The sequence below is a fragment of the uncultured Eudoraea sp. genome (assembly GCF_947490415.1).
In the GTDB taxonomy this organism is placed as follows: domain Bacteria; phylum Bacteroidota; class Bacteroidia; order Flavobacteriales; family Flavobacteriaceae; genus Eudoraea.
This window is the reverse complement of record NZ_CANLGX010000006.1, coordinates 1-20,433: the sequence shown is the minus strand read 5'-3', so window position 1 is coordinate 20,433 and position 20,433 is coordinate 1. Positions and strand designations below refer to the sequence as shown.

Below are 20,433 nucleotides of genomic sequence, written 5' to 3'. Positions count from 1 at the left end.
TATGTTTAACAGAGATCGATGGAAAGAGATTTTAGAAGTACTGACCACTAATTGGTTCAGAACTTTGCTTACCGCTTTTGGTGTTTTCTGGGGCATACTCATATTAATTATTTTACTTTCTGCAGGAAAGGGCCTTGAAAATGGTATAAAAGCAGATTTTGGAGATATTGCTACAAATTCTATGTTTATGTGGACGCGCAGTACAACTAAAGCACACATGGGCTTACCTATTGGAAGAAGATTTCGATTTAAGGTAGAAGATGTAAAGAGTATAAGTGATAATATACCCAATCTACGGTTTATATCACCCAGAAATCAATTAAGGGGCTTTGGGAACGACAATAATGTGGTAAGAGGGCTAAATACCGGGGCATATAACATATATGGTGACTATCCTGAGATAATCAACCAGGACCCCATGACCATTACCGAAGGACGTTTTATAAATCAGAATGATATTCTGGAAAAACGGAAAATAGCAATTATTGGGGCCGGAGTTAGAAATGAGTTGTACGATAAAGGAGAAGAAGTAATAGGGAGCTATATAAAGATTCAGGGGGTAAATTTTATGGTAGTGGGTACCTATAAGAAGAAGAGTAATGATGGAGATGGGGAAGAGGCACAAAAGGAAATATATGTACCATTTACTTCTTTTTCGCAGGCATTTAATATGGGCAATGACGTAGGTTGGATGGCTATTACCGCCCATGATGGAACGTCTATTTCCAGTATAAAAGAAGATATTGTTAATTTAATGAAAACCAAACACAAAATACATCCTGAAGACACAAGGGCAGTTGGTTATTTTGATCTCTATGAACAGTATAACAGAGTAGAAAGCTTATTCGGGGCAATGAGTTTTATCGCCTATTTCGTAGGGATTTTAGTCTTATTATCCGGAATAATCGGTGTGAGCAATATTATGCTGATTGTGGTTAAGGAGAGGACCAAGGAAATAGGAATACGCAGGGCATTAGGTGAAGATCCCTGGTCTATTAAAAAGCAGATTCTTTTAGAGTCAATCTTTCTTACAATTATATCAGGTATGACAGGAATTATCATTGGAGCACTATTTATTTATGGTGTTAATGCCTTATTAGATGCTAACGGCCCTGTGGATATGTTTCTGAATCCCAGTGTGAGCTTAGGTGTAGTTACCGTGGCACTACTCATTCTGGTATTGTCAGGATTACTTGCAGGTTTTATTCCCGCTCAAAGTGCTATAAAAGTAAAGCCAATAGATGCTTTACGAACAGAATAAATTTGAAACATCAATCATTTAAACTATAAAAAATGAAAAAGTCAGTAACCATTATCATTCTAATTGTCATTTTTGTGGCTTTCGGAGGATCTATGTATTACCTCTATCAAAAGAATGAACAGGATCCAATAGTATATGAAACCGAGAAACCTTCTACCCAGACCATTATCAAAAAAACAGTGGCTACCGGCAGTATACTACCTCTGGAAGAAGTCCTTATAAAACCCAATATTTCAGGGGTTATTGAGGAAATTTTTGTCGAGGGAGGAGATTTTGTAAAATCTGGGGACTTACTGGCAAAAATAAAAGTAGTGCCCAACCTTAATGCACTTAATGATGCCAAAAATAGTATTGATGAGGCTAAAATTGCTTTGAATGACCAAAGGCGAAATTTTGATAGGCAAAGCAGTCTTTTTAGCAAAGGGGTAATCTCAAAAGTAGACCTGGAACGAGCACAGGTAAGCTATGACCAGGCAAAGCAATCCTATAGTGCAGCAAATAAAAGATATGATATTGTTAAAACAGGAACTACTAAAGGTTATGGTAATTCCGCAAACACCTTGATCAGGTCTACTGTAACCGGAATGGTCTTGGAAGTACCTGTAGAAGTAGGTAACCAGGTGATTGAAAGTAATAATTTTAATGAGGGGACCACCATTGCAGCTATTGCAGATGTTGATAAAATGATATTTGAAGGAAAGGTGGATGAATCTGAGGTGGGAAAAATAAAGGAGGACCTGCCATTGGAAATTACTGTTGGAGCTCTAGAAAATGTAACTTTTGATGCTATTTTGGATTATATCGCTCCTAAGGGTAATGAGGAAAATGGAGCTATTCAATTCGAAATTAAAGGAACCCTGAAGAAACAGGATTCAGTCTTTATTCGGGCAGGTCTTAGTGCTAATGCATCTATAATACTGGACAGAGCAGATAGTGTTCTTTCTATAAAAGAAGCGTTGGTTCAATTTGACCCGGAAACCAAAAAACCATTTCTGGAAATTGCTACCGGGGATCAGCAATTTGAAAGAAGGGATATAGAATTGGGGATTAGCGATGGAATTTATGTAGAAGTGAAGTCTGGTTTGGATAAAGAAGATGAAATAAAAGTATGGAATGAAGTGAAACCCGATGAGTTTGAAGGATAGCTTTTTAACAAAATATTTTGTAGATTATTTGTAACATTTTAACAACTTGTCTGTCCTATTGTCGGATTTGAATTAGTTTAACTCTTAAGACACTAACCATGATTGAAATAAAAGATTTGCACAAATCCTATAAGATGGGGAGCAATGTCCTGCATGTTTTAAAGGGTATAAATTTTACTGTTGAAGAAGGAGAATTAGTTGCAATTATGGGCTCATCCGGTTCGGGAAAATCTACCCTTTTGAATATTCTTGGGATGCTGGATGTGGCCGATTCCGGCGAATACACCCTGGATGGTGTGCCAATAAAAAACCTCAATGAGACTAAAGCTGCCAATTACCGGAATAAATTTTTAGGATTTGTTTTTCAATCATTCAATCTAATCAATTATAAAAGTGCCCTTGAAAATGTAGCCTTGCCCTTATATTACCAGAAAGTTCCCAGAAAAGAACGGCAGGAAAGGGCATTGAAATACCTGGACCAGGTGGGCCTTAAGGAGTGGGCTAATCATTTGCCCAGTGAACTTTCAGGAGGTCAGAATCAAAGAGTAGCCATCGCGAGGGCTATGGCGTCAGAGCCAAAGGTTCTTCTTGCAGATGAACCTACAGGAGCCTTAGATAGCACTACTTCCTATGAAGTGATGGATTTAATTCAGAAAATTAACGATCAGGGCAATACCATTTTAGTGGTAACTCACGAAGATGATATAGCACATATGTGTAAACGAATCGTTTACCTTAAAGACGGTGTTATTGTTGAAGATAAAAAAGTAAAGCAAGTAAGGGCATCAGCGCATGTTTAACCGAGACACCTGGAACGAGATATTTGAAACTATTCAAAAAAATAAACTTAGAACCTTCCTTTCAGGTTTTACAGTGGCCCTGGGGATATTAATTTTTGTTTCTCTTTTTGGTCTGGGAAACGGCCTAATTAACACCTTTGACAAATTTTTCCAGGAAGACGCCACCAATGTACTCTATCTGTTTCCGGGAAAAACGACACTCCCATATAAAGGGTATAAATCATCGAGGCGAATTGAATTTGAAAATAGCGACCTTGCCGATATTAAAAAGAATTTCCCGATGTTCCTTGAATATGTAACCCCGAGAATTTCAAGAAACAGGTTGGTAAAATTCGAGGAAGAATCTGATAATTATACAACCACCGGTGTAGATTGGGGCCACCAATTTGCTGAGAAGACAATTATAATGAAAGGCCGGTACTTAAATGTGGAGGATATTAAGAAAAAGGCAAAGTATGCAGTGATTGGGCGTTTAGTGGAACAGGACTTATTTGGATCTAAAAATGCGCTAGGTAAATATTTGGATATTGGGGGAAGTGTTTTTAAAGTCATTGGCGTTTTTCAGGACGATGGGGGCGATAGGGAAGAACGTGGCATATATGTCCCTTATACCACGCTCCAGCTAATTGAAAAAAACACTGATAAAATAGACCAGATAGTTGTAGCCTTTAAACCGGAAATGGGTTATATGGGAGCCATGGCCTTCGAAAGTAGTCTGGATAAGTTCTTCAAAGACAAGAAATTCATAAGCCCGAAAGATCAAAATGGAATTTTTATCAGAAATGTTGCAGATCAATTAGAGCAAAATCAACAATTTGCGCGCGTCCTGCAAATTATCGTGGCGTTTGTGGCTTTTGGGACTATAATTGCGGGAATTATTGGGATTAGTAATATCATGGTGTTTGTCGTTAAGGAACGCACTAAGGAATTGGGAATACGAAAAGCCTTGGGCGCTACGCCAAATGCAGTAATCAGTACAATTCTGCTCGAATCGGTGTTTATTACAACAATATCAGGCTTTACGGGGATGCTAATTGGAATTGCATTGCTAACCTCTTTAGGAGAAAGTTTGGCTGAAGATTATTTCATTACTAATCCATATATAAATACTGGCGTGGCAATATTTGCAACCCTGATATTAATAATATTTGGTGCAATTGCGGGCTATATTCCGGCTAAAAGGGCAGCCCGTATTAAACCTATAGTAGCATTACGAGATGAATAGTATTCGATTTCTTTTTGACAAAAATACCTGGCAGGAAATTTTCGGATCTATCGGAAAAAATAAGACCAGGACTATAATTACGGTTATAGGAGTGCTATGGGGTATTTTTATCTATATCGCTCTGGCTGGCGCCGCAAAAGGAATGGATAACGGATTTGAAAAAAACTTCGAAACTGTTGCCAAAAATAGTATTTGGGCCTGGTCTCAAAGTACAAGTATGCCCTACGCAGGTTTTAAGACCGGCAGGCAGTTACGACTAAAAGTCCAGGATGCTATTGTGTTGAAAAACCGAATTCCTGAAATACAATATATAGCACCTGTAAATACACGAGGAGCATTTGGAGGAGCATCCGCTTTGACAGTACGGGGAATTAAATCCAATAGCTATGCGGTGTATGGCTACTTTCCCGAAATAGCAAAGATTGCTACACAAAAAATTTATGATAACGGAAGGTTTATAAATGATGAAGACATCGCTCAGGCGAGAAAAGTTTGTGTTATTGGTGATCGCACCCAGCAGGAGTTATTTGATAAAGATGAGGATCCAATAGGCGGTTATATTAGGGTTGAAAATATTTATTTCCAGGTAGTTGGAGTACATAAATTTACGCAGACTACGCCATTTGGTACTGACGGGGACATCTTTATTCCCTTCACAACTTTCAAAAAACTTTATAATACAGGGAATGATGCTCAGTTTTTCACAATAGCGGCATATGACGATGCCGATGTTGTTCAGGTAGAAAAGGATATTAAAGCTGTTTTACGAAGTATTCATAAGGTTCACCCAGAAGATGAACGCGCTTTTGGAGCCTTTAATCTTGGTGAAATATTTGGTAAGATTATGGGCTTTGCCAATGGGATAACCTTTTTATCCTTAATTGTTGGGATAGCCACCATCCTGGCCGGGGTGATCGGAATTGGCAATATTCTGCTAATATCCGTGAAAGAGCGAACCAAGGAATTAGGAATTCGCCGGGCTTTAGGCGCAACACCTAGGGAAGTGCGTTCTCTGATTATTTTGGAATCTGTATTTCTTACCATGTTTGCAGGGGTTATAGGTATTATACTTGGGGCAGGTGTTTTAAGTTTGATCAATAACCTCACCAAGGATGTTAATTTTCCATATACGAATCCAACGGTTCCTATACCATATGTCCTGGGAGCATTAGCTATTATGATAATATTGGGAACACTAATAGGTTCAATTCCTGCACAGCGGGCAGTGAGCATTAAGCCCATAGATGCGTTAAGAGAAGAATAAACAAAACCATTAACTATATACTAACACATTAGATTAAGATGAATAAAATTGTAAAATATGTATTGATTGGGATTGTAGGGCTCGGAGCATTGTGGGCTGCTGCTTTTTTTATAAAATCCAATAGCAAATCAGCCATAACATACGAAACTAAAAAGCCATTTATTTCAAATATTGAGAAGAAAACGGTTGCTACAGGTAAAGTAATCCCGGAAGATGAGATTGAGATCAAACCTCAAATTTCCGGAATTATTGAAACAATTTATCTGGAAGAAGGGGCCCAGGTTAAAGCAGGCGATTTAATTGCCGTAATTAAAGTAGTGCCCAATGAGCAATCCTTAAATCAGGCCCGTGGAAGGGTAAGGAATGCTGAGATTGCACTGAATAACACAGAAATTGAATACAAAAGGAATAAGGCCCTTTTTGATAAAGGGGTTATTTCCAGTCAGGACTTTAATGCCTTGCAGTTGCAATATGATCAGGCAGTTCAGGAATTGGACAATGCCCGTGCAGATTATCAGATTATTAGAAGAGGTTCTGCCGGAGGTTCTTCAAGTGCTAATACCAACATTAGGGCAACGGTTGCGGGCACATTGTTGGAAATTCCGGTAAGGGAAGGAGATCAGGTAATTCAGAGCAATAACTTTAACGATGGGACAACCATCGCTACCATTGCCGACTTGGGCAAGATGATTTTTGAAGGAAAGGTTGATGAAGGGGAAGTAGGGAAACTAGAGATAGGCATGCCCCTTGAAATTAGTTTGGGAGCCATTGATGATCAAAAATTTGAAGCAAAGTTAAAGTTCATCGCGCCAAAAGGAATAGAAGAATCAGGTGCCGTTCAATTTAAAATTGAAGGTGATGTGGTCGTTGAAGGCGACTTTATGATCAGGGCCGGATATAGTGCTAATGCATCACTGGTACTTGAGAAAAAAGACAGTGTTATGGTAATACCTGAAGCACTCCTGCAATTTGATAAGGAAACAGATGAACCCTATGTTGAAATAGCTGTGGGCGATCAGAAATTTGAGCGCAAAAATGTTGAAATAGGAATTTCCGATGGCGTTAACGTGGAAATTATCTCGGGCTTAACTGAAGAAGATGAAGTGAAAGTCTGGAATAAAACTGAACCTATTAAAAAAGGTGAAGACGAAGAGGAGGAAAGTGAAGAAGAAGATTAATTAACCTAAATACGAATAGTCAATCAATTATAATTATCAAAAAACGACAGATGAAATTTAAACTAACTGCACTATTATTCTTATGTGCTATAGGAATGGCAATAGCACAGAAAAAGATATGGACCCTTGAAGAATGCGTTACTTATGCGGTAGAAAATAACCTCTCCATCCAACAATTCGAACTGGATCTGGAGAATGCTACTATAGATAAATCGGATGCCGTTGGGGCCTTTCTTCCCAATTTAAACGGGACTTTAAATGGTCAGAGCAATACTGGTTTGTCTTTTGATCCAACTAATAATCAACCGGTTAACACCACGCAAATTACTTCTTCGGGGAGTGTTACTTCATCAGCGGTACTATTTAATGGCCTTAGGAACATACACAGGCTTAACAGGGCTAAACTTAATGCAATAGCAAATCAATACCGTTTAGACGACCTGGTAAACGATATTCGTTTAAATGTGGCCATAAATTATTTAAATATTTTGTCCAATAAGGAAGCTGCCAAAGTTGCTAAAGCACTATATGCTGTAACGGAACAGGATTTAAAAAGAACCAGAGAATTAGTTGAGTCAGGCGTTGTTGCACGAGGAGATTTATTGGAAATAGAGGCAACTGCTGCAACCCGTGAACAACAAATTATAAATGCTGAAAATGACGTGCTCATATCACGTATTAATTTGGCCCAATTACTTCAGATTACGGACTATGAAAATTTTGATATTTCGGATACGGAATTTGAGGTACCTCCGGCGGACATATTGAAAAATTCACCAAAAGATATTTTTAATAAAGCCATAAGTTATTGGTATGAGACCAAATTTTTCGAGACCAATGTCGAATTGGCCGAAAAAGACCTTTCCATAGCCAAAGGAGCAGCTTATCCAACACTTAGTGCTTTTTTTAATTACAATACCCGTTACTCGGATCAGTTTTTGGATCCTATTACCGGGCAGGTAATCCCCTTTAAAGAACAACTTTGGATTAATGATGGTATCGCTTTTGGCGCACAAATAAATATACCCGTCTTTAATGGCTGGAGTACACGGAATAATATTAAGCGCTCACAAATAGATGTCAAAAAGGCTGAATTGGAACTGGAGCAGAATAAACTGAATCTGGAAACAAATATAAATCAGGCCTATGTGGATGTTATTAATAGCTCGAAAGCCTATGACGCGGCTCTTAAAACCCGGGAAGCGAGGGTATTGGCTTTGGACTACTCCAAAGAAAGATTTGATGTTGGTATTATGAATTCATTTGATTATAGCCAGTCGCAAGCAAGGGTTGATAATGCAGAAGCAGAGGTAATCCGAACTAAATACGACTACGCTTTTAGAATAAAAGTATTGGAATTCTACTTTGGACTTCCTATTGTAATTGATTAAATATAAATTTTAAATTAGTTTGGGCCTGTTGAGTGTTTAAACCCCAACAGGTCTTTTTATATTTGCTCCTCAGATATGGCTTTAATTTTAAATATTGAGACGGCAACCACCAATTGTTCTGTAAGCATTGGTGAAGATGGCCGTATGCTTGCACTAAAGGAACTGAATAGTAGTTCCTATTCCCATTCAGAAGATTTACATTTTTTTATAAAGGAATCTCTGGAGGCGGCATCCCTATCAACCAATGATCTCGATGCCATTGCGGTAAGCAAGGGCCCGGGTTCTTATACGGGCTTGAGGATAGGTGTTTCCGCAGCAAAAGGTCTTTGTTTTGCCCTGGACCTTCCTTTAATAGGAATTTCCACTTTAGAGAGTATGGCTTCTCAAATTAAACTAAAGGATAGCGTAATAATACCTGTTCTAGATGCCAGACGTATGGAGGTGTATTCCGCAGTGTATGATTCGAATTATAAGAAGCTAAGGGAGACTAAAGTAGAGGAGGTAAAGCCAGATTCGTTTGCCCAATATGCGGCGCAGGGAAAGGTATATATCATTGGAAGTGGAGCAGTAAAATGCAGGGAAATATTGCAACATCCGAATTTTGTATTTGATGATTCCATAATACCTTCAGCCAAAGAAATGTGTCAATTATCCTATAGGCAGTTCAGGGCGAATAATTTTCAAAACACCGCTTATTTTGAACCGGATTATTTAAAGGATTTTATTATTCAGCAAAGCAAGAAATAAATACCTTTCTACGAAATAATGACTTACAAAAATGGCCCCTTATATTACTTGGGGTTATGCACCACTCTTTGTGGAAATGGAATTTCGATATTGGCTTCATCAAATCTGCTTTTAAGTTCTTCCATTACAAAAAAATGAGCTGCCCAAAAGTCTTCGTTTTTAGCCCAGAAACGCAAGGTCAGATTTACAGAACTATCTGCTAATTCGCCGACAAATACCTGTGGCTCGGGTTCTTTTAGTATAGTTGTTTGTTCCGCACATATTTCCAATAAAATGTCTTTAGCTTTTTTAATATTGGAGCCGTAGCCAATACCCACATCAATTTTGTCCCTCCTGGTTTCTTCTGCGTTGTAATTAATGATGTTATTGTTAGAGAGTTGTCCGTTAGGGATAATTGCTACCTGATTACCAAAGGTATTTAACTTGGTAGTGAAAATGGTAATTTCCTTGACCGTACCATCTACTCCCTGAGCGGAAATAAAATCTCCTACTTTAAAAGGCTTGAATAAAAGGATTAATATTCCTCCCGCAAAGTTGGCCAAAGAACCCTGAAGTGCGAGGCCAATCGCTAGTCCGGCAGACCCCAAAACAGCGAGTAGTGAAGAAGATTCCACGCCTAACTGCGTTATCACCGCAACAAAGAGAACAACCTTTAAGCCCACACTTATCAAATTCATAAGAAAAGATTCCAGCGTAGGGTCGTAATCTTTTTTGTCAAAAAATTTGCGCGTAAGGCGGTTGATAAATTTAATAAACCATAAACCGGCTATTAAAATAATAACAGCTGTGATCATATCGGGAAAAACCTCCCAAAACCAGCTTATGGCGTTTTCTACATGTTTGTCATAGTTGGATAAATCTTGCATAGCTTATTTTTTTGAAAGGCAATATTATTAAAACAAATCAAATATTACCAGTAAAAGGGGTGAAAAAGTAATGGAAATAGGCATTCTTATTTAAGTTGATTTAATACATGTTCAATATTGGTGGTTGGTAACTTGCAGGAACCATGTTCACAGAGGTAAATAAGCGTACTATTTGCTACAAATCTGTTTTGAATTAGTGATAACTCGCTCTCTTCTTTAGCGCCAGCAAACACCGCGTTGGGTAAATAAGATTGCTGCATGTTACCAGCTGTTTTCAAATAGTCTTCCCCAACTATACTTATTTCATAAAAGGGATTTTGAAAATACAATACCAGATGAAGCCAATTGGCATAACTGGCCGTATCTTTCTCAAAACTTTGCTGCAGATTCACCACCATTTGATGTGCAATTTTTTCGTAATTCATATCCGGAAAAAAACGGGATAATTTAAATAGATTTTTAGCCATAATAGAATTCGAAGATGGTATCACATTATCTGCCATTTCTATGGTTCTCCTAATAATAAATGAATCTTGTTTGGGAGTGAAGAAAAATAAACCACTGCTGTCATCTGTAAAATTGGCAATGCAATAATCTGATAACTCTTTTGCCTCATTAAGCCAATTTTCTTCAAAGGTTATTTCATAGAGACCTATAAAGGCATCTATGACCGAGGCATAATCTTCCAGATAACCATTGATGGTACTTTTTCCGTTTTTATGATTGTGGTAAAGGCTGCCATCTTTTTTTATAAATGTTTCCTTAATAAATGTGGCATTTTCTAAAGCCAGATCCATATATTCATCATTTTTGATAAACCTGTAGGCGTCTGTCAATCCTTTCAGCATTAATCCATTCCAGGAACAAAGTATTTTATCATCTAATCTGGGGCGCTCTCTTTTTTCCCTGACCTTGTTTAAGATTTGTTTACATTCTGCAATAGCTACATTCAATTCTGAAACAGAAAGTTTGTGTTTTTTAGCTATTGCCTCGTCCGATTCATCCCTTATTAATACGTAGTTACCATGCTCCCAAAGTCCAAAGTCATTGATGTTGTAATAGTCTTTGAACAACTCAAACTTATCGGCAAGAAGGGTCTGTAATTCTGCTTTCTGCCATACATAAAATGCACCTTCTTCTAATTCCCCGGTTTCATTTAGGCTATCGGCATCCAGTGAAGCATAGAAAGCCTTGGTAGTGTCCATAAGCTCTGAGGTAACAAAGTCAATGGTTTCTTCCACCACTTTCTTGTAAAGAGGGTTTTGTGTTACGGCATATGCTTTGGAATATAGACTTATTAATTGGCCGTTGTCATAAAGCATTTTTTCAAAATGGGGAACATGCCATTTTCCGTCAACAGAGTATCTTGAAAAACCACCCCCCAGATGATCAAAAATTCCTCCGTAAGCCATTTTCGTAAGTGTTAAATTGACGTACTCCAAAATGTCATCATCTTTTCTGGTAGTGCCATAATGCAATAAAAAATCCAAGTTGCCGGGCATCATAAATTTAGGGGCCCGGTTATACCCCCCATAATTATGATCAAAATAGCGAGACCATTTTTTAACCGAATCATCTAATTGATCCTCAGTTAAAATCTGAGAATTGGAGCCAACTTCAACAAGATTAATTGCCTTAATCCCTTCTGCGAGGTCTTTAGCATATCCGTTTATTTTATCGGGCTGTTCCTTGTAAAGTCTGGTGAGCTCTTTTAAAACCTTCATCCAGTCGTCTTTCTTCACATAAGTCGCTCCCCAAAACGGACGCCCGTCTGGTAAGGTGACTACGTTTAATGGCCATCCACCTCTTCCTGTCATCATTTGAACTGCATCCATATAAAGATGATCTATATCCGGGCGTTCTTCCCTGTCTATTTTTATATTGACAAAATTTTCATTCATCAGATTTGCAACTTCTTCATCTTCGAAGCATTCTTTTTCCATAACATGGCACCAATGACATGCAGCATAACCTATACTTATAAGCACTAATTTATTTTCATCTTTGGCTTTTTCCAAGGCTGTTGTACTCCAGGGTTCCCAGTTTACAGGATTATGAGCATGTTGCAGCAGATACGGGCTGCTTTCGTTTATTAGGGCATTGGTATGTTTGTACGACATGGTTTCTTTTTTTTGAGAGCAGCCATTTAAGGTAATTAATACTAAAAGTAATGTGTAATTAAACTTAGACATAGACAAAGTTACTACTAATTAAAGAGCATAAAAAAAGCGCCATAAAGGCGCTTTTAATTTTTTTCAGACTCATTACTTAACTTCAAAAGTGATTTTAACATTTACGCGATAGTCGTCTATTTTACCATCTTTAACAGTAGCACTTTGTTCACTTACATATACGGAACGTATATTATTAACAGATTTGGAAGCATGAGTAACCGCATTTTTAGCAGCGTCTTCCCAGCTTTCATTTGAGTTTGCTAGTAATTCAATAACTTTTAAAACTGACATAATACTTCTTTTTAGTTGTACGTTAAGGTAGCAAATTAAAAGCTAGGGAACAACAACTTCAGCTGAATTTATCCGTTTAAAGCAACCACTTCAGACACCTTATCTCCCATCATATTTTTTAACATGGTTTCAATACCATTTTTCAGGGTATAGGTAGAAGAAGGACATCCGCTACAGGCACCCTGGAGAATAACATTTACTGTTTTACTCTCTTTCTCATAAGACTGAAAAAGTATATTTCCGCCATCGCTGGCAACAGCTGGTTTTACATATTCTTCCAGAATGTCAATGATCTCCTGGGAGGTATCATCTATTGTTTCGTTCTCTGTATTTGGATTAGATGTGGCTATAGATTTAACAGCAACTTCTTCACTGGAGACTACTTCATTTCCATCGGCAATAAAATTCCGGATCAATTCCCGGAGCTCCATGGTAATCTCATCCCAGCTTGCAGCATCGTATTTCGTTATGGAAACATAGTTTTCATCCATAAAAACCTCTTTAACATAAGGTAGATGAAATAACTTTTTGGCCATGTCAGAGCCTTTTGCTTCATCAAGATTTTTAAATTCAAACATAGCAGGAACTATTTTCCTATTTGCAACGAATTTCATCACGGCCGGATTTGGAGTGATTTCGGCATATATGGTAACAGCTACTTTCTTGTTATCTTCTTCTTCATTAACAATAGGTTCCCCGGCGTTTAAATATTCAACCAACTGTTGTGCCACCTCGTCCTTAACTGATGGCCAATCTACAATGTCAAAGCGTTCCAGGGCTATGAAATTCCCCGAAATATATACTGTCTTTATAAATGGAAGGTAAAATAATTGCTGAGCCAGCGGAGAATTTTTGGCATCATCTATATTCTTGAATTCGAAATTACTACCATTGGTTAGAAAATGATTAGCCTCAAATTTTAAAATGGCCGGGTTATTGGTTTCTACTACTGTAATAACGTATTCTTTCATGGTATTTGTTTTCTGCAAAAATACAACCATTTTCCCTTCCTACGCATATATAATAATGTTGTATTTCATCCGTTATACTTTATATTTGACCTAAACTTCAATAATCACGCCCTATTCTTAAATGAAAAAACTCCTGTTGATTTTGTTAGCCTCTGTAGCTTTTTCCAGCTCTTTGACCGCTCAGGAGGGTGTTCCTGTGTATTTTGATTATTTAGCCGACAATTACTATTTAGTATTCCCCTCTATGGCAGGTATTAGCGAGGGTGGTAAAATAAGACTCACGGCCAGAAAACAATGGTTTAGTGTGGATGAGGCTCCAAGTTTACAGACACTTAGCGCAAATTACAGGATTCCCGAGAGTTCAAGCGGAGTAGGGGTTATCATTTTTAATGATGCCAATGGCTATCACTCTCAAACGGGAGCAAAACTTACTTATGCGCATCATTTGCAGTTAGGACCGGAAATCAGGATATTAAATCAGTTGTCATTCGGGTTGAGTGCAGGTTTTATTCAAAGTAGTCTTGATGAATCAGAATTCAGGTCGGTTATCCCTGATCCTATAATAACGGGCGGAAAAAATAGTGTTGGTTATTTTAATATAGATTTAGGCATGTCCTATAACTATATGGAATTCTATGCAAATTTCGCAGTCTTAAATCTTTTGGGTACCGGACGAGACCTTTATACAGCTATTGAATTTGATAATTTAAGAAGGTATTTAATTAATGCTGGCTATATCTTTGGTAAAAACTTGTGGAAGATTGAACCTTCGGTTCTTTTTCAATTAACAGAATTTACCGAAGAGAAAACCGTGGATATCAATGCCAAGGTTTATAGAGAATTAGGCTTCGGTACTATTTGGGCAGGTCTCTCATACAGAAGAAGTTTTGATGGTGCCCAATTCCAGGTTGATGGCACTCTTGGTGAACAGAGACTTCAATTGTTTACTCCAATCGTGGGCATTAATTATAACAGATTTATGTTTTCCTATAATTATTCTTACCAATCCGGAGATATTAGATTAGATAACGGAGGGTTTCACCAGATTACCCTGGGTTATGACTTTGGACCTGCCAGGGAAAACAGATACGACTGTTTCTGTCCATCTGCAAATTAAAAATGGGCTTAACAACGTATTCTGCTAAACCCACTTTTAATAATTAGTACAACTTTAGTTTATTCCCATTTAAAACTTTTCCTTGCAGCCTGTCTTTTTATGGCATTTAACATTGCATTTTCAAGCTCTCCTTTTTCCTGTTGGGCATGCTTGCTAATATAGATTTCCCGTTTGGCATTTAGTTCCTGTATTTCTTTTTGAATCCTTTTTCTTTCGGACTTTTTCTTACCTATGAATGAAGTAAGTTCTGCCTTCGACTTATCTCTTAGTGCTTTGGGTAATGCCTCTTTTTTTATTGCTGATACATCAAATTCATCCTCCTCCGATGCATCTATCAAATCCCATGACGAATTCTTATACATCCCTGAACTTTTACTAACTGCCCGCTTGACGGCTACAGCCTCTTCCAGCTCCATAGCGTTGCTGTCTTGTTGTGACTGTAATTCCAGTTTTCTATTTCCCATGGCACCATAGGAGATATAGGTGCTGTTCAATTTTGAATTTAGTTTAATGATAACATCATCATAGGGAGTATTTATATGAACAATCTGTTTATTATGATCTATTGCCATATATTCTCCACCGGTGAGGGTAGCTCCCTTTTTCCAATCCGTGTTAATACCTTGCTGATAGTTACCGCAAAATATGGTGTTCACAATGATCTCTTTTTCTCTGGCATTAGTCACGGCATCCCTGTAATTAAGTTTCCCCTGAGTAAAAGGCTCATTTCCTGCGATAAATATCATTTTTAAATTATCAGGATTTTTACCCCAGTCTAATTGACGTAGGGAGGTTTGAATAACTTCACCACAGTATTCTTCTCCGCCATTGGTGCTTAGTGAAAAAAGCTTTTCAGAAATCTCATCCAGATCGCTGCTGAATCCGATAACCTGTTGAATATAGCCTTCCCTTGAAGAAAGTCCGTCATTTCCATATTGGTATAGTGCAATCTGAAGATTAGGCCTGTGCCCATTACCACATTTTGCATAAGAGAACTGATTCACAATATCCCATAGTTGTGCTTTGGCCTGATTAATTAACCCGTCCATACTATTACTTGTATCCAACAGTAGTGCTATTTTTACAGCGTTGTTGTCCTTGCCTTTTTTGTCAATTAAAAATTTTTCTATCCCGGAGTTATTTATTTCCTCCTTGTTTCGTGGGGCATAACCGAATGCCGTGCCAAGAGTCAGAGTTAAAAATATAAGACCAATAGTGTGTTTTAAATTTTTCATGATGTAATTTTTTAATGATAATTATTAGCTAAATGTAGGTCCGAACTTTTTCTCAAAAAATAAGGAATGAGCAAAACGACCCCCTGGTTGAGTGAACCGGCACAATGATTGCGTAAAGCTTATTATTCAGGGATAAACGGACCAGGATTTGAAATGAGGGCATTTTTTAATACCGTATAAATCAAGTAAGTTTATCCTTATAAATGCAAATCATGCAAAAGAAGAGGTACCTGTTTATGGCTTTTTATCTTGCTCTTTTTGTAGGCTATTCTCAGCCGCAAAAGAAGGCAGAAGATTCAGGGGAAACTTCCTATCTGGTTTATTTAGATTCAGCGCAATTTTATAAGAAAGCCAATATTGCAAAAAGCATTGATTTTATCGCACAGGCAATTGGTAGTCTTGGCAAAAATCCCGGGAAGAAGGAACTTGCCTTGGCGCTCACTTATTTGGGGGAGGTGTATCAATATCATAAACAATACGATCTCGCTATTTCTAATTTTGAGGATGCTCAGGAAGCCTATAAAACCTCCAAAACTGCTTTATTGCTTGGCAAGGCCTATCTTCAATTACAAGAGTATGAAAATGCGGCAACAGTATTGCATCCTCTTGAGGAAGTAAAAGGCCTGGTGCCTTATCAAAAAATTGGGTTATATGAACTATTAGGGGATGTCTATAAGGGATTTGATGAAACTAATAAGGCGATCGCCTATTATGAAGAAGGTTTAAAAGTAGCGGTTAAAAATCAGGTTAGCCCAAAAATACCCGACTTAAATTCTAAAATTGCGGATGCCTATGCCCAGGATAACAGGCTTGAAGAAGCGGAAAGTTATTACGGTAATTCATTGGAGCTTTCAAGTCAGCAGGCTCCCCAACGGGCTATTCAGGAAAAAGAAAAGGTGGCAGATTTCTACAATAGAAAAAATCAGTATGAGGATGAAATAAAATTGAGAAAAAAAAGTCTGAATGAATTGCAGGCACTGCCGGGGATGGCAGCAAAATCTGCAGGAGCTAAAGCTGAAAAGGATTCTATTACGGCTCAACGGATTAACTACAAGATAGCAAATGCCTATGCCGCTCAGGATAAGTACGATGAAGCCATACCCTATTTGGAGGAGAGTATAAAAGAAGCGGATAGTGAAAATGACCTTATTGTTCAAAAGGATGCTACGCGTAAACTTTCTGAGGTATACAGGGATAAAGGTGATTTTTCGAAAGCCTTTGAAACCTATCAGAAATATGTAGCAATAGTAGATACACTTTATCTTCGAAAAGAACAGGAAATTTCTCAGGCCTCGAGATTTAGCAGAGAAATTGCCGCTAGTCAGGGTAGAATTACGGGCCTGGAAAAAGAAAGGGAACTTTCACAAAGTAAATACGATCTGGCATTAACCGAGCAACAACTGGCCCTGGAAAGCAACAGAAGGCAAAAATGGATAATTTATTCTCTTGTAGTGGGAATGTTGCTTACTGCTCTCGCTGCCTACTTTTTTTACAGGAGTAACAGACAACAGCAGTTGGCTAATAACTTATTAGCCTTAAAGTCTTTGCGTTCCCAAATGAATCCGCACTTTATATTTAACGCTCTGAATTCGGTAAATAATTTTATAGCCAAAAATGATGAACGTAGTGCTAATCGGTATTTAAGCGAATTCTCAACTTTAATGAGGGCCGTACTGGAAAACTCGGAAGAAGATTTTATTTCACTGTCAAGGGAATTGGAACTCATTGAACTTTATGTGAAATTAGAACATTCGCGTTTTCCGGAGAAGTTTGATTATACCATAAATTTGGATGAACAAATAGATACAGAGGCTTTCCAAATCCCTCCCATGTTGCTTCAGCCTTATATAGAAAATGCCATTTGGCACGGACTTAGATATAAGGAAGAGAAGGGAACCTTGAGTATTGAATTGACCCAAAAAGGAAGGGATATAATTGAAATCCGCATTTCCGATAACGGGATCGGAAGAAAAAGGTCACGGGAGTTAAAAACGAGTAATCAAAAAACCCAAAATTCTAAAGGGATGGGGAATATTAAAAAGAGGATCGGTATTCTCAATACGATGTATAAAGATAAAGTGTCGGTTTCCGTGCAGGACCTGAACGAAGATGCTACGGGCACGCGGGTAATCTTAACTTTAAGGAAGGTGGTATGATGCTAAAGGCAGTTATTATTGAGGATGAAAGCAGCAGCAGGGAAATTCTGCGTAATTACCTGGCAAAATATTGTAAAAATGTAGATGTACTGGGTGAGGCGGCTAGTGTAAAGGAAGGTTTAGAACTACTTGCTCAAACACAGCCGGATGTTGTTTTCCTGGATGTGGAAATGCCTTTTGGAAATGCCTTTGATCTATTGGATCAATTGCCGGAAAGATCCTTCGAAACCGTATTTGTTACGGCCTATAATTCATATGCTTTGGAAGCCTTGAACAATCACGCTGCATATTACCTAATGAAGCCCATAAATATAGATGACCTTATTAAATCAGTTTCCTATGTGACTGAAATAAAAGAAAAGGAAAATGCATTGGAGGACCGGATTCTTAAGTCTAAACTGAATAAGGCGGAAGGTAAAATAACACTGCCTCAACAAGACGGCTTTCAGGTACTAAATATATCCGAGATCCTCTATTGCAAGGCCGATGATAATTACACAGAAATCTATCTGGAAAACAAAAAATTACTGGTAAGCAAGACATTAAAGTACTTTGAAGAGGCACTTACCGATTTCCCTTTTGCCCGCATCCATAAGTCTTATCTCGTAAATGTAAATGAGGTGATAAAATATAGAAAAGGTAAAGGGGGGAGTGTAATCGTATCCAACGGAAAAGAATTATTGGTTTCCGCTTCCAGAAAGAAACAATTATTATCGTATTTTGAATAACTTTCCGGACTTTAACCGGTACCTATAAATTACTAGTTGTTATGATCATTAAAACAGTTAACGGTAAAACACCACAGATAGGGGAGGATTGTTTTATCGCAGAAAATGCCACCATTGTGGGAGAAGTCACGATGGGAGACCAATGCAGTATTTGGTTTAACGCTGTAGTAAGGGGTGATGTGAATTATATCACCATGGGGAACAAAGTTAATGTGCAGGATGGAGCTGTTATTCACGGCACTTATCAAAAATTTGCCACCACCATAGGGAACAACGTTTCAATAGGTCATAATGCTTTGGTGCATGGCTGCACCCTAAAGGATAATGTATTAATAGGGATGGGCAGTATAGTCATGGACGGTTGTGTGGTAGAAAGCAACAGTATTATTGCGGCCGGCGCCGTGGTTACCGCGGGAACCCATGTGCCGGCAGGGTCTGTCTTTGCCGGAATGCCGGCAAAAAAGATCAAGGATATCAGTGTGGAATTGAGTTCAGGCGAAATAGACAGGATTGCCAATAATTATGTAAAATATTCAGGTTGGTTTAAAGAAAATTAGCAATTAGAACTCAATTATCATTATTTTTGTTCAACCAAAAAATTGATTAAAATGAATGCATTTATTTTCCCCGGGCAAGGGGCACAGTTTTCCGGAATGGGACTTGATATGTATGAAAAATCTCCTTTGGCTCAGGAATTATTTGAAAAAGCCAATGACATACTTGGGTTTAAAATTACCGATATTATGTTTGAGGGTTCTGCTGAGGACTTAAAACAGACAAAAGTTACGCAGCCCGCTATTTTTTTACACTCGGTTGTTTTGGGAAAAATGATGGGAAAAGATTTTAAGCCGGATATGGTTGCCGGACATTCATTAGGTGAATTTTCTGCATTGGTATCTAATGGCGCGTTGAGCTTTGAAGATGGCTTGTTATTAGTTTCTCAAAGGGCAAAGGCTATGCAAAAAGCCTGTGAGCTAATTCCCAGTACCATGGCTGTTGTATTAGGTTTAGAGGATGAGGTGGTGGAGAAAATTTGTGAGGCAACAGAAGGTATTGTTGTTCCGGCAAACTATAATTGCCCCGGGCAATTAGTTATTTCGGGTGAACTGGAAGCAGTAAATCATGCATGTGTGGCATTAAAAGAGGCAGGTGCCCGAAGGGCTCTGGTATTGCCTGTAGGCGGGGCATTTCATTCACCTTTGATGGAACCTGCCAGGGAAGAATTGGCAGCAGCCATAGAAAATACGAATTTTAGTAAACCTAGCTGTCCTATTTATCAGAATGTTACAACTACGGCTGTTGTAAATGTAGATGAAATTAAACAAAACCTGATCTCTCAACTTACAGCCCCGGTTAAGTGGACACAAAGTGTACGACATATGGTTGCAGATGGGGCGACGCTTTTTACAGAAGTAGGTCCCGGAAAGGTATTACAAGGGCTGGTTAAAAAAATTGAACCTTCAGCTGAAGCTACTTCGGCGGTAGTATCTTAGGAGAAAAACCTTTAGATTTTGTATTTCAACCTAAAAAGTCAGTTTTAAGCCCTTTTATTAGTCAGAAGACTACATTTTTAGTAATATTGGTTCCCTATTTTGCCTAACCTGCCTTAACTGCTATGGTTTGAATTTTAATGAATTCAATGATGATAATTATGGGTGTAAACCTTAAAAATAAATTTTTAGTCGGGGATTATAGTAAGAAGCTTTTAAAAGGCATTTCTTTTTTAGGGCTTTTCTTGCTTTTGGTAATGAATGGCTTTGGGCAAAGTGTTACAGTCGGTTTCTCCACGGCAAATAGCTCAGATGACGAAGATATTGGGGGAAATTTACCAACTTTATTAGTTACGGGTACAGTTAGTTCGGCTACTACGGTAACATTAAGTGA

Annotated in this window: 19 protein-coding genes; 14 read left to right on the top strand and 5 right to left on the bottom strand. The window is 38.1% G+C overall.

The genetic code is table 11. The features are described 5' to 3' along the window. The first annotated feature begins 1 nt into the window (after position 1). The 8 genes from Q0874_RS14765 (at position 2) to tsaB (ending at position 9,011) form a co-directional block, all read left to right on the top strand. Entirely contained in the window at positions 2–1,261 is a 1,260-nt protein-coding gene (locus Q0874_RS14765) for an ABC transporter permease (RefSeq protein WP_299164289.1), read from the top strand. A 32-nt stretch (positions 1,262–1,293) separates the two neighbouring features. Continuing rightward, a complete protein-coding gene (locus Q0874_RS14760) occupies positions 1,294–2,406 on the top strand; it encodes an efflux RND transporter periplasmic adaptor subunit (RefSeq protein WP_299164288.1) in 1,113 nt (370 codons plus the stop codon). Between the two features lie 98 nt (positions 2,407–2,504). Beyond that, the gene (locus tag Q0874_RS14755) at positions 2,505–3,206 is read left to right on the top strand and encodes an ABC transporter ATP-binding protein (RefSeq protein WP_299164287.1); all 702 of its coding nucleotides are present in this window, start codon (positions 2,505–2,507) and stop codon (positions 3,204–3,206) included. Next, complete coding sequence (locus Q0874_RS14750; protein WP_299164286.1) at positions 3,199–4,431, top strand: ABC transporter permease; 1,233 nt, start codon at positions 3,199–3,201, stop codon at positions 4,429–4,431. Before Q0874_RS14755 ends, Q0874_RS14750 begins: the two co-directional genes overlap by 8 nt. Then, positions 4,424–5,695: an ABC transporter permease gene (locus Q0874_RS14745; protein ID WP_299164285.1), complete on the top strand. Its 1,272-nt coding sequence runs from the start codon at positions 4,424–4,426 to the stop codon at positions 5,693–5,695. The genes Q0874_RS14750 and Q0874_RS14745 overlap by 8 nt, the downstream gene beginning before the upstream one ends. A 38-nt stretch (positions 5,696–5,733) precedes the next feature. After that, on the top strand, positions 5,734–6,873 hold the full coding sequence (locus tag Q0874_RS14740) for an efflux RND transporter periplasmic adaptor subunit (RefSeq protein ID WP_299164284.1): 1,140 nt from the start codon (positions 5,734–5,736) through the stop codon (positions 6,871–6,873). A 50-nt stretch (positions 6,874–6,923) separates the two neighbouring features. After that, a complete protein-coding gene (locus Q0874_RS14735; protein ID WP_299164283.1) occupies positions 6,924–8,264 on the top strand; it encodes a TolC family protein in 1,341 nt (446 codons plus the stop codon). A gap of 75 nt (positions 8,265–8,339) precedes the next feature. Then, a complete protein-coding gene (gene tsaB / locus Q0874_RS14730) occupies positions 8,340–9,011 on the top strand; it encodes a tRNA (adenosine(37)-N6)-threonylcarbamoyltransferase complex dimerization subunit type 1 TsaB (protein ID WP_299164282.1) in 672 nt (223 codons plus the stop codon). A gap of 44 nt (positions 9,012–9,055) precedes the next feature. On the opposite strand, the gene Q0874_RS14725 is transcribed toward tsaB, so the two are convergent. The 4 genes from Q0874_RS14725 to Q0874_RS14710 form a co-directional block, all read right to left on the bottom strand. Next, positions 9,056–9,877, bottom strand: coding sequence for a mechanosensitive ion channel domain-containing protein (locus tag Q0874_RS14725; protein ID WP_299164281.1), 822 nt, complete (start codon positions 9,875–9,877; stop codon positions 9,056–9,058). Between the two features lie 86 nt (positions 9,878–9,963). Then, a complete protein-coding gene (locus Q0874_RS14720; protein ID WP_367275449.1) occupies positions 9,964–11,997 on the bottom strand; it encodes a thioredoxin domain-containing protein in 2,034 nt (677 codons plus the stop codon). Positions 11,998–12,141: 144 nt separating this feature from the next. Then, complete coding sequence (locus Q0874_RS14715) at positions 12,142–12,342, bottom strand: dodecin family protein (protein ID WP_299164279.1); 201 nt, start codon at positions 12,340–12,342, stop codon at positions 12,142–12,144. Positions 12,343–12,410: 68 nt separating this feature from the next. Then, positions 12,411–13,313 carry a NifU family protein gene (locus Q0874_RS14710; protein WP_299164278.1) on the bottom strand — a complete coding sequence of 301 codons (903 nt, stop codon included), beginning with the start codon at positions 13,311–13,313 and terminating at the stop codon, positions 12,411–12,413. A 121-nt stretch (positions 13,314–13,434) separates the two neighbouring features. Between Q0874_RS14710 and Q0874_RS14705 the strand changes: the two genes are divergently transcribed. Next, complete coding sequence (locus Q0874_RS14705; protein ID WP_299164277.1) at positions 13,435–14,430, top strand: type IX secretion system membrane protein PorP/SprF; 996 nt, start codon at positions 13,435–13,437, stop codon at positions 14,428–14,430. Positions 14,431–14,489: 59 nt separating this feature from the next. Here the strand turns inward: Q0874_RS14705 and Q0874_RS14700 are convergent, their stop codons facing one another. Then, the gene (locus Q0874_RS14700; RefSeq protein ID WP_299164276.1) at positions 14,490–15,665 is read right to left on the bottom strand and encodes a VWA domain-containing protein; all 1,176 of its coding nucleotides are present in this window, start codon (positions 15,663–15,665) and stop codon (positions 14,490–14,492) included. A gap of 212 nt (positions 15,666–15,877) precedes the next feature. Between Q0874_RS14700 and Q0874_RS14695 the strand changes: the two genes are divergently transcribed. The 5 genes from Q0874_RS14695 to Q0874_RS14675 all read left to right on the top strand — a co-directional run. Then, the gene (locus Q0874_RS14695; protein ID WP_367275448.1) at positions 15,878–17,821 is read left to right on the top strand and encodes a histidine kinase; all 1,944 of its coding nucleotides are present in this window, start codon (positions 15,878–15,880) and stop codon (positions 17,819–17,821) included. After that, a complete protein-coding gene (locus Q0874_RS14690) occupies positions 17,818–18,549 on the top strand; it encodes a LytTR family DNA-binding domain-containing protein (RefSeq protein WP_299164274.1) in 732 nt (243 codons plus the stop codon). Before Q0874_RS14695 ends, Q0874_RS14690 begins: the two co-directional genes overlap by 4 nt. A gap of 41 nt (positions 18,550–18,590) precedes the next feature. Then, complete coding sequence (locus tag Q0874_RS14685) at positions 18,591–19,106, top strand: gamma carbonic anhydrase family protein (RefSeq protein WP_299164273.1); 516 nt, start codon at positions 18,591–18,593, stop codon at positions 19,104–19,106. 51 nt (positions 19,107–19,157) lie between these two features. Beyond that, a complete protein-coding gene (fabD, locus tag Q0874_RS14680; RefSeq protein WP_299164272.1) occupies positions 19,158–20,042 on the top strand; it encodes an ACP S-malonyltransferase in 885 nt (294 codons plus the stop codon). 146 nt (positions 20,043–20,188) lie between these two features. After that, on the top strand, positions 20,189–20,433 hold a 245-nt coding region (locus Q0874_RS14675; protein WP_299164271.1), incomplete at its 3' end, for a hypothetical protein.